Source organism: Desulfonatronospira sp. MSAO_Bac3 (assembly GCF_003838035.1).
GTDB lineage: Bacteria > Desulfobacterota > Desulfovibrionia > Desulfovibrionales > Desulfonatronovibrionaceae > Desulfonatronospira > Desulfonatronospira thiodismutans.
In genome coordinates, this window is record NZ_QYZY01000008.1 from 1 (window position 1) to 12,403 (window position 12,403).

The 12,403-nt window shown below is 55.5% G+C and carries 13 protein-coding genes; 7 read left to right on the forward strand and 6 right to left on the reverse strand.

Annotation, left to right across the window (positions count from 1 at the left end; genetic code table 11):
- On the forward strand, positions 1–1,048 hold a 1,048-nt coding region (locus D5S03_RS00145), incomplete at its 5' end, for an alkaline phosphatase family protein (protein WP_287042340.1).
- Positions 1,049–1,151: 103 nt separating this feature from the next.
- On the opposite strand, the gene mntA is transcribed toward D5S03_RS00145, so the two are convergent.
- Positions 1,152–1,541, reverse strand: a complete 390-nt coding sequence (gene mntA, locus D5S03_RS00150) for a type VII toxin-antitoxin system MntA family adenylyltransferase antitoxin (protein ID WP_287042341.1) — start codon at positions 1,539–1,541, stop codon at positions 1,152–1,154.
- 395 nt (positions 1,542–1,936) lie between these two features.
- Between mntA and D5S03_RS00155 the strand changes: the two genes are divergently transcribed.
- From D5S03_RS00155 to D5S03_RS00180, 6 genes are all read left to right on the forward strand, one after another.
- Positions 1,937–2,188: a type II toxin-antitoxin system VapB family antitoxin gene (locus D5S03_RS00155; RefSeq protein ID WP_287042342.1), complete on the forward strand. Its 252-nt coding sequence runs from the start codon at positions 1,937–1,939 to the stop codon at positions 2,186–2,188.
- A complete protein-coding gene (locus D5S03_RS00160) occupies positions 2,188–2,580 on the forward strand; it encodes a type II toxin-antitoxin system VapC family toxin (protein ID WP_008869940.1) in 393 nt (130 codons plus the stop codon). The genes D5S03_RS00155 and D5S03_RS00160 overlap by 1 nt, the downstream gene beginning before the upstream one ends.
- A 390-nt stretch (positions 2,581–2,970) precedes the next feature.
- Positions 2,971–3,963 (forward strand): biotin synthase BioB, encoded by a 993-nt coding sequence (locus D5S03_RS00165; RefSeq protein WP_287042343.1) that lies wholly within the window; start codon positions 2,971–2,973, stop codon positions 3,961–3,963.
- Between the two features lie 26 nt (positions 3,964–3,989).
- Complete coding sequence (locus D5S03_RS00170) at positions 3,990–4,943, forward strand: ABC transporter substrate-binding protein (protein ID WP_287042344.1); 954 nt, start codon at positions 3,990–3,992, stop codon at positions 4,941–4,943.
- Between the two features lie 126 nt (positions 4,944–5,069).
- Positions 5,070–5,840 (forward strand): ABC transporter permease, encoded by a 771-nt coding sequence (locus tag D5S03_RS00175; protein ID WP_287042345.1) that lies wholly within the window; start codon positions 5,070–5,072, stop codon positions 5,838–5,840.
- 145 nt (positions 5,841–5,985) lie between these two features.
- On the forward strand, positions 5,986–6,747 hold the full coding sequence (locus D5S03_RS00180) for an ABC transporter ATP-binding protein (RefSeq protein ID WP_287042346.1): 762 nt from the start codon (positions 5,986–5,988) through the stop codon (positions 6,745–6,747).
- A 133-nt stretch (positions 6,748–6,880) separates the two neighbouring features.
- Here the strand turns inward: D5S03_RS00180 and D5S03_RS00185 are convergent, their stop codons facing one another.
- The 5 genes from D5S03_RS00185 to D5S03_RS00205 all read right to left on the reverse strand — a co-directional run bounded on the left by D5S03_RS00185 (position 6,881) and on the right by D5S03_RS00205 (position 12,228).
- A complete protein-coding gene (locus D5S03_RS00185; RefSeq protein ID WP_287042347.1) occupies positions 6,881–7,933 on the reverse strand; it encodes an ABC transporter permease in 1,053 nt (350 codons plus the stop codon).
- A 1-nt stretch (position 7,934) separates the two neighbouring features.
- The gene (locus tag D5S03_RS00190) at positions 7,935–8,906 is read right to left on the reverse strand and encodes an ABC transporter permease (RefSeq protein WP_008869946.1); all 972 of its coding nucleotides are present in this window, start codon (positions 8,904–8,906) and stop codon (positions 7,935–7,937) included.
- On the reverse strand, positions 8,906–10,681 hold the full coding sequence (locus D5S03_RS00195) for an ABC transporter substrate-binding protein (RefSeq protein ID WP_287042348.1): 1,776 nt from the start codon (positions 10,679–10,681) through the stop codon (positions 8,906–8,908). The genes D5S03_RS00190 and D5S03_RS00195 overlap by 1 nt, the downstream gene beginning before the upstream one ends.
- A gap of 53 nt (positions 10,682–10,734) precedes the next feature.
- Entirely contained in the window at positions 10,735–11,730 is a 996-nt protein-coding gene (locus D5S03_RS00200) for an NAD(P)H-dependent glycerol-3-phosphate dehydrogenase (protein WP_287042349.1), read from the reverse strand.
- A 63-nt stretch (positions 11,731–11,793) separates the two neighbouring features.
- The gene (locus tag D5S03_RS00205) at positions 11,794–12,228 is read right to left on the reverse strand and encodes a hypothetical protein (protein WP_008869949.1); all 435 of its coding nucleotides are present in this window, start codon (positions 12,226–12,228) and stop codon (positions 11,794–11,796) included.
- Positions 12,229–12,403 lie beyond the last annotated feature (175 nt).

The window sequence follows — 12,403 nt, forward strand, 5'->3', positions numbered from 1 at the left end:
GGACAGGGACCAGGTGGCCGTGCTGGCGCATTTTGTCTGCGTCCGGGAAGAAGAGGGCAAGCTAAGGCTTATCAGGGACAAAGTGGAGGCCAGCCAGGAAGATGCCGGCCAAGCCTTTGAGCGGGTAGCCCGGTATTCAGCACAAGGAGTGCACATACGCCTGGTCCCGGCCAAGGGGCTTTTCGGGGTCCTTGTCCTGACTGGAGCGGTATCTCCGTGCATCACCGATTCCAACCCCATCCTGGACGGCAGGCTTCTTTCAGCTGTCATGCCCTTTGAGAAAGAAGCCGGTGATGAAAAGTGCATAAATACTGCCGCAGCCCTGACCTGCTACCTGTCCTGGAGTTATGGCAGGCTGAAGGATGCCCCGTTTAACCTGGCCCGGGAAAATGCCGGCAAATTCCCCCTGAACGCCCTGGTCACTCAGAGAGCCGGCCGGCTGAGGGACAGGGAACCCTTTCATGTCAGAAACGGCATCAAGGGCGTAAGCATTTCCTCGGGAGTGGTCTACCAGGGCCTGGGGTCCTACCTGGGTCTGGACGTTATCCCTGGAGCAGAGAAGGATGATCCGGGGCAGGAGATTCAGGCCAGGGTAAATGCTGCCAGGCGGCATCTGGATGAATACGACTTTATCCATGTCCACACCAAGGCCCCGGATGAAGCTGCGCACAAAAAGGACCCTCTTCTTAAAAAAAAGGTCATTGAAAGCCTGGATCAAGGACTGAGCGCCTCTTTGCCGGGACTTCTGGAAAATGACGAAGTGATCCTGGCTGTGACCGCGGATCATTCCACCCCCTCGGGAGGCCCCCTGGTACATTCGGGGGAACCGGTGCCCCTGGTCATTACCGGACCCGGGGTGAGAGTGGACAATGTGCATAAGTTTGACGAGATCTCTGTTGCCTGCGGGGGACTTGGCCCTGTACGGGGAAAGGAGTTCATGTACTTAGTGCTCAACTATCTTGAGCGCTCCAGACTGGCCGGGCTCATGGACGTCCCGGTGGACCGGCCCTACTGGCCGGGTGCAGGCAGGCCCTTTATCCTGGAGTGAAGCGCAGTGGCCGCAATATTTTGACCAGGTTATATCATCAGCTTCTTCCAGGTGGCGCAGGTATTCTCTCAGAGAAGATATTTTTCTGGACAGGATATCTGGATCAACCATGAATAACGTCTCCAAGTTTTTTGTGCAAATGGCGTGTGTCCGGGTAGTCATATCTGGCCCGGGTTTCCTGCCTTATTCTCTCCCTGCGGTTGATTTCGTATACAAGCTGTCCATGTTTCAGAATCTGGTGCTGCAGGAGTATACCGGCCTGGTGAAATATGACCAGGTCCACATCAACTCCCAGAAGGTTCGAGATATGGGTTTCCATGTCCAGTCTTTCCCAGCCTGAGACTGTTTTTGAGCAGACCAGGGCAAGGTCCATATCGCTTTTATGCCTGGCTCCACCCCTGGCCCTGGAGCCGAAAAGATAAGCGGCCTGAACAAAAGGATACCCTGATAAGGCCTGATAAATAAGATTTTTGTTATCCAGTGAATTTTTCATAAATACTCACGTCAAGACTACCCTGGGCAGACAAGCATGGTTGTCGTGTCAAGCGTTGATCTGCCGGCCTGCTTGGCCTGGGGCAGTAGGTGTTCAGCAGGCGACAATACATCCCCGCGATAATTTGTAAAAACATTATTAACGCCGGCACCTCGAAATGGCAAGGTCAACTGCGTTAATCAAACATCTGTAACGCCATTGAGCCTGTCAAGCCTTACACTGGATGTTGACTGGCGCTGCTGTGTTACCCATTTCAAGCCTGGCATGTTTTGAAAAATAGAGAGGGTATTTTACCCATTTTATGCTTGGCCTGAAATGGGTAAGTGTTGACTTTTTTTATTCAGCGGGTGTATATAAAAAGCAATATTTTCAATACAGCAACAGGAGATAAGTGTATGGCCCTCAGTATCCGCAACCCCGAAGCCGAGAGGCTGGCCCGGGAGGTGGCGGCCCGCAGCGGTGAAAATATTACCCAGGCAATTATCCATTCCCTGGAGGAACGGCTGCAGCGTCTTGGCCACCAACAGCAGGCAGCTGCCAGGCTGGAGGAATTACAGGCAATAGCCGGTCGCTGCCAGGCCCTGCCCGATCTTGATCAGCGCCCGGAGGAGGAAATCCTGGGCTATGATGAACACGGGGCCTGTTAATGGTAAGCGACACTTCGGCAATCATCGCAATACTTACCGGAGAGCCCGAGGCAGATGTCCTGACCAGAGTCATTGCTGAATCCCCGGATGTCATGATGAGTTCATTTTCAGTTCTTGAAACGGGGATCGTCCTGGAGGCCAGGAAGGGAGAAGCCGGTGGACGGGAGCTTGATCTTTTTCTGCAACGGGCGCGGGTCAGGGTGATGCCCCTGGACTCGGAGCAGGTTCGGATTGCCCGGGAGGCCTGGCGCAGATTCGGTAAGGGCCGCCATCCGGCTGGACTGAATATCGGCGACTGCTGTGCTTATGCCCTGGCCAAAAGCACAGGGGCACCTCTTTTGTTCAAGGGACATGACTTCAGCAAAACCGACATCCTCGTGGCTGCCTACTGAATCCCGCTTTCGAACGCTTCTCGTCCACTGTTTCGTTTACAGTTTACCCATTTCAAGCCTGGCTTTTTTTGAGAAATCAAGAGCGTATTTTACCCATTTCATGCATTGCCTGGAATGGGTAAAGGACGGTTGAACGGCTTCTGTCATGGGCAAAACCCTGGCCGGGGGCAGCGTGCGGGACAGCGGGCTGTTTACATATTTATATTCTTGATACAGAATGCTTTTTGTGATTGCGATTTTCTATTGGACTTGCTCCTGCTGCCCTTGTTACTTTATCGTCTTTTATAAGCAAAACCTGATGGAACCATTATGACCTGCTTTATACAACCAGCAACCTCTGAAATTTTACGAAAGGCTGAAAATTTTGAAGAATTAAGCCCTGAGGAGATTGTGTATCTGCTTCGGCTGCAGCTGGACTCCCCGGATGTGTATGCCCTGATGCACGCCGCCGCCATGATGTCCCGGCGTACCTTCGGCCTCAAAGGTGAAAGGCATATGCATATCGGGCTCAATGTGGAGCCCTGCCGATTTGACTGCCTTTTTTGCTCTTTGACCCGCAAGGCCGGGATATTCACCGAATCAGTGGAGTTCAGTACTGAGCAACTCCTGGACTGGGCCAGGCTGGGCCAGGCTCAGGGAGCAGATGCCCTGAACCTCATGACCACGGGTTTTTATCCCTTTGAAAAACTTCTGGAGCTGGGACGACTGCTTAAAAGCGAAGGAGTAAACGTCCCCCTGGTGGCCAACACCAGGGATATCACCCATCAGGAGGGCGAGGCCCTGCTGGAAGCCGGCTTTTCAGGATGCTACCATGCCATTCGCCTGGGCGAGGGCAGGGATACGCCTTTTTCTCCGGACAGGCGCAGGCAGACCATACAGGTGATAAAAGACGTGGGCCTGCGCTGGATGAACTGTATTGAACCTGTGGGCCCGGAGCACAGCCCCTGGGAAATGGCCGATCTGATACTTCTGGCCCGCAAAATGGGGGCCACCTACTCCGGGGTCATGCGCAGGATTAATTTCCCGGGGTCACCCATGCAGAAGCACGGCATGATCAATGAGCGCGAACTGGCCCGCATGGTGGCTGCAACCAGGCTGGCCATGGGTGACGTGCCGCGTGCCCACTGCACGCATGAGCCACATACGGCCTCACTCATGGCCGGGGCCAACCTGTTTTTTCCAGAAGTGGGCTCAAGCCCAAGAGACCTGGAGGACGATTCCGGCAAGGGCCGGGGCAGAAGCCTGCAGGATTGCGCCCTGATCTACCAGGAAATGGGCCTTGATCCCTGGCTGGAGTCCAATTGTTTCCAACCTGATGCTTTGCCGTTATCAGAGCGGGCAAATGTCTGCGGCAACCTTACGGGCATAACGGCCCAAAATTAAAGCCGGGGCCAGGCTTAGGCAAGCGCATGAATAAATACCTTTTTTCTGCTTTTGTGTTTCTTCTTTTGAGTCTTTTTACCGGGGTTCAGGGCCTGCATGCTGAAACATGGCGCATAGGCACCTGGAAAACCGCTCAGACCATCCAGCCTTTTTTCTACGAGGACTTTTCCGGATCAGCCCGGGTGCAGGTCTTTCCCTTTACCAATCCGGCTGATCAGCGCTCAGCCCTGCTGGCAGGCAGCCTGGACATGACCGGAACCACCCTGGTCCACGCCATAGCTGCTGCTTCAAGGGGCGAGCCTGTGGTTCTGGTGGCGGCCCTTTGCAACAAGAGCTCAGCCTTAGTGGTGCACAAGGACAGCCAGGTCCAGGATGTAGCAGGCCTGAAGGAAATGAGCATCGGCTACGTTCCAGGGACAATGCACGAGGTATTGCTGCGCGAGACCCTGGAGCAGCACGGAGTTGATCCTGAAAGGGACGTAAACCTGAGGCGGGTGGATTTTTTCGACATGGGCACGGCCCTGGCCAGGGGAGACATTGACGCTTTTCTCTCGGGCGAGCCCTTTCCCTCTCTGGCAGTACACCAGGGCTACGGACGGATCCTTACTTACCCCTATTTTGACGACTCCATAGGGCACATAAATGCCGGTCTTCTGGTCACCAGCAAGACAGTTAAAGAGCGCCCGGAAAAAGTCCAGAGCATGGTCAACGCCCATATGCAGGCTACAGAACACCTGACCAGGCACAAGGATCAGTGGCTGCAGGCGGCAGGGGACTTCGGCACTCCCATAGAGGTGCTGCAGACGGCTGCGGACAATATGGAACTGGCCTGGAACATGGACGAGACCTTTGTGCGCAGGGTGCAAAAGCTGGGAGCCAGAATGCAGGAGCTGGGAATGATCGATGAGCAGCCGGATTATGAAAAACTCCTGAACACCTCATTTGTTGAAAATGCCAGACGCCAAAATGGCCATGAATGATTTAAGAGCATCAGGACCAGAAAAAGGTTTAATTCATCATACTGCCGGGCCTGACTGTCTGCTGTTTCTGTTGTCTGTCTTGTGCCGTCTGTCTTCTGGCTTCATGGCCAGTCCAGGAAAGGACATATGACCCTGCGCCTGCTTTCCCTGCTTTTGCCGGCCCTGGTTCTTTCAGCATGGAGTATTTTGACCTATTCCGGGATGCTGGCCCCTTATATGCTGCCCCCTCCGGACCAGGTGGCCAGGACCATGTGGATATACGTCACCGGGTTTGAGCCGGGCATGTATGCCGGGCAATTCTCCCGGGACCTGCTGGCCAGCCTGAGCCGTGTGGGATCTGGTTTTTTTCTGGCTGTTCTTCTGGGGCTTCCCCTGGGGGTTATGTCTGGTCGAAGCAGGCTGGTGCGAGTACTGCTCAAGGATTTTGTGGATGCCGTCCGGGCCGTGCCCGGCATCTGCTGGCTCCCCCTGGCCCTGGTCTGGTTCGGTATCGGGTTTAAGACCACGGTTTTCCTTATCTTCCTGGCGGCCTTTTTCCCCATCTACATAAATTCCATGGCCGGGGTGGCCACTGTGCCTTCAACCTACATCCGGGCGGGCATGATGCTGGGCCTGGGCCGGCTGGGCCTGCTGCGCCACGTGGTCCTGCCCGCAAGTATGGGGCACATTATGTCCGGTCTTCGTCTGGGCCTGGGCATATCTTTTGCCTACTTAGTGCTGGGGGAGATGACCGGCGTGCCCAACGGCCTGGGGGCCCTGATCATGGATGCCAGGATGATGGGCAGGGTGGACCTGATTATTTCCGGGATAGTGCTCATCGCCGTAACCGGGCTGATATGCGACCGGCTCCTGGTGCTCGCCATGCAGGCAGTATCCAGATCAGCCAGAAGACTGTAAGGGACAGAGGTCAGAGGTCAGGGATCAGGAGTCAGGAGTCAGGGGTCAGTAAAAAAACAGTTATGCACGCCAACCACGCGAAGCGTGTGGTTGATTCCTGCCTGAATTATTCATTATCCGACTTTTTGCAGGTGCATCTGGTAATATGAAAAAAGAGACAGCCTGTTTGCAGGTCCAGGGCTTAGAAAAACACTTTGGTGTTGGGGATCAGAGGCAGCAGGTACTGCAGGATATCTCCTTAGAAGTGCATCAGGGGGAAATCCTGGCCCTGCTGGGGGCCAGCGGTTGCGGAAAGACAACGCTGTTAAATATCCTGGCCGGATTTGTGTCCCCGGATGCCGGCTCGGTGTATGTCCAGGGCAGACTCAGTACAGTGCCCGGTCCGCACAAGGCGGTGGTGTTCCAGGAGGATGCTCTGTTTCCCTGGCTGAGTGTAATGGAAAACGTGGAGTTCGGCCTGAAGTTTCAGGGCAGGACAAGAAAGGAGCAAAGGGATACGGCCCTTAAAATGCTTGGCCTGGTAGGACTGGAAGACAAACAGGCCATGCTGCCTGCGCAGCTTTCCGGGGGGATGCGCCAGCGCGTGGCTCTGGCCAGGGTGCTGGCCCTTTCGCCGATGCTTATGCTCATGGATGAGCCCTTTGCCGCCTTAGACGCCCTGACCCGGGAGGAAATGCACGGACTTCTTCTGTCCCTGCATGCTGAATTTTCTCAGACCATCATCTTCGTCACCCATGACGTCATCGAGGCCGTGACCCTGGCTGACCGGGTCCTGGTTATGGGGGGCAGAAAGGTCTTAAGCACAGTGGATATAAGCGCGCCTCGACCCAGAAAGCCTGAAACTGATCAGTTCATGGAAGACCTGCGCCTGCTGCGGGCTGCCTTGAAGCAGGCTTATACAGGATAAAAGGCCTTTTTATCCTTTTTGCCCAGCCGCCTTTTGAGCAGGATGCGGTTTAGCGGGGGAGGTCCACAGTTTCTATATCTCACGCCCGGCCTGAAGCAGGCATAAAGGAAGGGAGTTTACTCCCTGCACGTACTCACCGCTTGACCATCTGCTGCCGGGGGTCGACAATATCGCGCAGCACGTCCCCCAGCATGTTGAAGGTGATCACTGTAATAAATATGGCCGCCCCGGGGGTCAGCAGCCACCACAGGTTCAGGGTGAAGACCTTCAATTCCTGGGCCTGCTGCAGCATGAGCCCCCAGGAGGTGCCCGGCTCCTGTATGCCCAGCCCCAGGAAGCTGAGCGCCGCTTCGGCCAGGATATAGGCCGGGATGCTAAGCGTTGCCGCCACCAGGAGATAGCTGGCCAGGTTGGGTAGAAAATGCCGGAAAAGTATGCGCAGGCTGCTTTGCCCCATGACCTCCGCGGCCAGAACAAAGGGGCGCTGCCGCAGGGACAGGGCCATCCCCCTGATGATGCGCGCCGCCCCGGCCCAGCCGATAAGGGACAGTATGATGACAATGACCAGATACATCTGTTCCGGCTCAAAGTGCTCCGCCAGAGCACCGCGCAGGGCTATGAGCAGATACAGCGAGGGTACGGCGATGATGAATTCCACCAGGCGCATGGCCAGAAAATCGGTTCTGCCTCCGAAATAACCGGCAATACCCCCCACCAGAAAACCCAGGGTCATGGTGATGCAGATCCCGATAAACCCGATACTCAGCGACACCTGGGCTCCGTAGAGAAGCCTGGAAAAGACATCCCTGCCCGTGCCGTCGCTGCCCAGAAGATATATCCGGTGCGGCTCCTCCACCTGAAAAAGGCGCATCTGGGCCGGTATAAGCCCCCAGAAACGGTATTCATCCCCTGCGGCGAAAAACTTTATTGGGGCTGTTTCCCCCTCTACCGGCTCGTACCTGGCAGCTGCCGGGTCCACCTGCTCGTAGACCTGCACATGCAGCCTCCAGTCCTCAAGAACGATCCTGGTAGGAGGGTGATAGGCACTGGTCAGATCCTGGTCCGTGGGCAGGTATGGGGCCAGAAACTGGGAAAAAACGGTGCCCAGGTACAAAGCCGCCAGTATGGCCAGGCAGGCCACTCCCATGGGGCGTCTGGTAATCTCTTTAAACAGGTGCTTGAGCATGTCAGTTCTTTTCCAGTCTTATCCTGGGGTCTGACCAGGCCAGGAGCAGGTCGGCTATAAGATTTCCCAGCATGAGCATGACGCAGCCCATCATCACCGCGGCCACCACCACGAATTCGTCCTGGCGCATGAGGGCCTCGAAGATGAGCTGGCCAAGTCCTGGATAGTTCATGACGTTTTCCACCAGAATGGACCCGGACAGAAGGGTGGCCAGGATAAAACCGGATGCGCTCACCAGGGGGTTGATGGCGTTTCGCAGAACATGCACAAACATGACCCGGCCTTCACCCAGGCCCTTGGCCCTGGCCGTGGTCACAAAGTCGGAGCGGATATAGTCCAGGAAGTTGGCCCGCATTATGCGCATGTAACTGGCCACACTGCCCATGCCCAGGACTATTGTGGGCAGCACCAGGTGATGGGCGTAGTCGGCCATGCGCCCCCAGAAAGACATGAACTCATGCTCAACAGAGCTCAGTCCCCCGGTGGGGAACCAGCCCGTCTGGGCCGCAAACATCACCGCCAGCAGGGCCAGGAAAAACTCCGGTATGGACAGGGCCGCGTAGGCAAACATGGAGCTTACCCGGTCGAATATGGAATCCTTGTATATTGCCGCCAGCACCCCCATGGGAATGGCCACGCAAAGGGCGAACATGATGGACAGGGCGGACAGGACCAGGGTGGCCGGTATGCGCTGCCACAGAAGCTCGGTCACCGGCACCCGGTAAATCCAGGACTCGCCCAGGTTGCCCTGGACCACGTTGCCAAGCCAGATGAAATACCTGGTATGCCAGGGCTCGCCCAGGGCGAACTCCTCTTCCATGCGCTCGATGTATTCAGCAGGAATATCCTCCTGAGTCCTGGCCACGTCCAGAAAATCCCCGGGGGCGATGGCCATGAGGACGAAGACCAGCACGGATATGCCCAGCAGAAGAGGGATCATGGTCACAAAGCGCCTGATGATAAAAAAGAGCATCACTTCTCCGGGTCAAGATAAAGTTCGTCAATGTTCCAGATTGCTGAGCCCATTGACGGAATGCGCACGTTTTGCCACCTGTCTTTGAGCCCGACGTAGGCATGGGGCGTCACCAGGTACAGAAGGGGCAGTTCTTCTGAAAATACCTCCTGCATCCGGTGCACGTAGTCCACCCGCTCATCCAGGTCAAAGGTCTCCTCCGAGGCATACACAAGCTCATCAATTCTGGCTTCCCAGTCTGTCTGAGGCTCTTCCTGTTCCGGGTTCCACAGGTGCAGGCGTCCGGAGCTTAGATATATAGCCCGCCCCCCGGAAGGATCAGCCCCTCCGGTAAAACCCATCATGGCCCCTTCGTACTCGAAATGACGGCTCACCCGGGCCACCAGGGTCCCGAAATCCAGGTACCTGATGCGCACACTGATGCCCAGGTCGCGCATATTTTCCCTGAATGTGGAGAGAATCTGAGGAGTTATGTCGTCACCCTCCGAGGCATAGACCTGGAATGAAACCTGGTTGCCCTGGCTGTCCACCAGATTTCCGTCCTCATCCGGTTCAAACCCCTCTTCCTGCAGAATTTCCAGGGCCCGGTCCGGATCATAATTATACTTAGGCACATCCGGGTTGTGCCAGCGCTCGTTGGCCGGGCTGATTATGGAGTGCAAAAGCTCGGCCCGGCCGAAATAGACGCTCTGGATAAGTCCTTCCCGGTTGAAGCCGTGCAGGATGGCCTGCCTGAACTTCCTGCTGGTGAACCACTCGAGCTTGTGCGGTTCCACGTACGGTTTGCCTGCCTCGCTCTCACCGGGCTTCTGGTTGAACCACAAAAACCTGATGCCCGTGGCCGGTCCCCGGTGATGCACGGTGTAGTCGTGCAGGGCAGCGTTTTTGCGCACTCCCACAACGTCCCCAGGAGTTATGGATGCTACATCAATCTGCCCCGAGGCAAAAAGAACCGTTTCAGTATTTCGGTCCTGGACATACCTGGTAATAAGGTAATCCACGTAGGGAAGCCTCTGCCCCTGGCTGTCCACCCGCCAGTAATGCGGGTTGGGTTCATAAATAATTCTCTGCCCCGGCCGGAAGGAACGTACCCGGAAAGGCCCAGTGCCCACCAGTTCCCGGGGCTCATGCATGGCTGTGCGCACGCTCCACTGCTGCAAAAGCTCTCCTCTCTCAAAAGCATCAAAATGTACGTGCCGGGGGAGGATGCCGATAAAGCCGATTACATATAAAAAAGGCGAATAAGGCCTGGCTGTTTTGAAGCGAACTGTGTACCTGTCCAGCTTTTCAAACTCTATAGGTTCCCCGGCGATGGTATACTGCCCCTGGTAACGGTTGGGGTAGCGCTCGTCAAAAAGTGCCTTGAAGGTAAAGATGACATCGTCAGCGGTGAAGGGCTCCCCATCGCTCCAGCGCACCCCTCGCCTCAATTCCATGGTTATGGTGCGCTTGTCTTCGGAGATCTCCCAGGAACGGGCCAGTTCCGGGACGACTTTTTCCTTGATGGGATGGTAGGTGGTCAGCCCGTTTAAAAAACGGCCGATGGCTTCACTGGAATAGGCGTCCTCCGCCACCAGTGGGTTGAAGGTCCTGGGCTGCTGTGACTCTGCTGTCACCAGCACTCCGCCGTACTTTCCAGGCTCTGTGCTGCTTACTTCTGCATCCTGAGGAAGATCATGGTCTTCACGGTCCAGGGGCGGTACATCACCCTTGCAGGCAACCAGGGCAGAAAGAAGGAAAAAAGCGGTGAATAAGTGTGCAAGATATGTGGTCATGAAACTCTGTGAAATCAAGATCTGCTCGAAAAAGGCCTGCCCCCGGCAGGCCTTTACTCCATTTTAAGATCCCGGGTCATGAGATCCTGTACTCCCGTCCTGGGGTCCTTGCCCTGGAAGAGCACCTGGTAAACCTGCTCGGTTATGGGCATATCCACACTCATTTTCCTGGCCAGGTGCCGGACCGATTCCGTGGTTTTGACCCCTTCGGCCACCATCCTGGAACCTTCCAGGATTTCGTCCAGGGTCATCCCCCGGCCCAGTTTCAGTCCAACCTGGCGGTTGCGGCTTAGATCACCGGTACATGTAAGCACCAGGTCCCCCATGCCTGACAGGCCCATAAAGGTCCTTTCCCTGCCGCCAAGGGCCACGCCCAGGCGGGCCATCTCCACAAGACCCCGGGTTATCAGGGCTGCCCTGGCGTCATGGCCGAACTCCAGCCCGTCGGAGATCCCTGCGGCTATGGCCATGATATTCTTAAGGGCCCCGCCCAGTTCCACTCCCTTATAGTCAGGATTGTCGTAAACCCGGAAAAAATCCGTGCTCAGGACATCCCGTACCCTGCGTCCCAGTTCCTGGTCCCGGCAGCCAAGGCTCACGGCCGTGGGCAGTTTCCGGCTTACTTCGCCGGCAAATGACGGTCCGGATATAATGGCATACCGCGGCTTTTTTTCCTGCAGGCTTTCCTGCACCACTGCGGACATGGGCTTTAAGGTGGCCAGTTCCACCCCTTTGCTGGCACAGATTATTACCGGATTTTCAGGGAAAAGGTCTTTTACGCCCTCCAGGGCCTTCCGCATGAACTGGGTGGGTATGGCCACCAGGAAATAATCCGCACCCTGCATGACTTCAAACTGATCCTGGCTCACATTGAGCCTGGAATCAAGCTTGATTCCAGGCAGAAAAAGGGAATTTTCCCCGGTTTTTCTGATCTCGTCCACCAGTTCTTTTTCCCGGATCCAAAGACGCACGTCCAGACCCTTTTCGCTCAGCATACCGGCCAGGGTGGTCCCCCAGCTCCCTCCGCCCAGCACAGCAATCCTGGTCATTTATTCTCCATGGTTAGACGATTTTTGCGGTGCACAATAAAACAAAAACGCACAAGCCCGACTTTACTGCCAATCATCCTGTACAAACCTGAATATTTCGGTCACGCTTCTGGTACGTACCCTCTCAAAAGATTCACTTGTAATGCTGTTACTGCAGTCTCCACTGCCTTTATACCTCACTTCAGTGTATTTCATGACACCGATAAAGGGGGAAAGCTCTGACTGTGTCCGGCGTACCTGCACTGTCAAGGAATCCTTTTTGGCCTTGCTGTATTTGCCAACTACTCCGTTTTCCGTATGCTTCAGGCGCGGAGATTCTTTTGTACCGGCATAATTGCGATTGAGCATGTCCACCCGGCTTTTGGCGAATTTGTTGAAATGGCTGTGCAGGTAATGATCAGAATTCAGAGTGGCAGCAGGTTCGGCTTTTACTATGTGGGGATACTCCAGCATCATGCCCGGTACGGCCATAAGCAGGCATAAAAGTAATCTTCTCATGACATGACATCCTGTTTTTTACAGCATATATCAGTAGTAACCATTCAGGGGGTTCTCGGTGGTGATTACTGGCACGAGGCCTGGGGACTGTCCCCCGCTAAGTATCGGCTGTGTTTGTACACAAAACTTCGCGTCTGTAATTTTTGTAATTGTGCGTAAAAGGTGTCGCGGGGAC

What these genes read in the sequence shown, in the direction of transcription:
- mntA (WP_287042341.1), bottom strand. Translation starts at nt 1,541, where the DNA reads ATGAAAAATTCACTGGATAACAAAAATCTTATTTATCAGGCCTTATCA.
- D5S03_RS00155 (WP_287042342.1), top strand. Translation starts at nt 1,937, where the DNA reads ATGGCCCTCAGTATCCGCAACCCCGAAGCCGAGAGGCTGGCCCGGGAG.
- D5S03_RS00160 (WP_008869940.1), top strand. Translation starts at nt 2,188, where the DNA reads ATGGTAAGCGACACTTCGGCAATCATCGCAATACTTACCGGAGAGCCC.
- D5S03_RS00170 (WP_287042344.1), top strand. Translation starts at nt 3,990, where the DNA reads ATGAATAAATACCTTTTTTCTGCTTTTGTGTTTCTTCTTTTGAGTCTT.
- D5S03_RS00175 (WP_287042345.1), top strand. Translation starts at nt 5,070, where the DNA reads ATGACCCTGCGCCTGCTTTCCCTGCTTTTGCCGGCCCTGGTTCTTTCA.
- D5S03_RS00180 (WP_287042346.1), top strand. Translation starts at nt 5,986, where the DNA reads ATGAAAAAAGAGACAGCCTGTTTGCAGGTCCAGGGCTTAGAAAAACAC.
- D5S03_RS00185 (WP_287042347.1), bottom strand. Translation starts at nt 7,933, where the DNA reads ATGCTCAAGCACCTGTTTAAAGAGATTACCAGACGCCCCATGGGAGTG.
- D5S03_RS00190 (WP_008869946.1), bottom strand. Translation starts at nt 8,906, where the DNA reads ATGCTCTTTTTTATCATCAGGCGCTTTGTGACCATGATCCCTCTTCTG.
- D5S03_RS00195 (WP_287042348.1), bottom strand. Translation starts at nt 10,681, where the DNA reads ATGACCACATATCTTGCACACTTATTCACCGCTTTTTTCCTTCTTTCT.
- D5S03_RS00200 (WP_287042349.1), bottom strand. Translation starts at nt 11,730, where the DNA reads ATGACCAGGATTGCTGTGCTGGGCGGAGGGAGCTGGGGGACCACCCTG.
- D5S03_RS00205 (WP_008869949.1), bottom strand. Translation starts at nt 12,228, where the DNA reads ATGAGAAGATTACTTTTATGCCTGCTTATGGCCGTACCGGGCATGATG.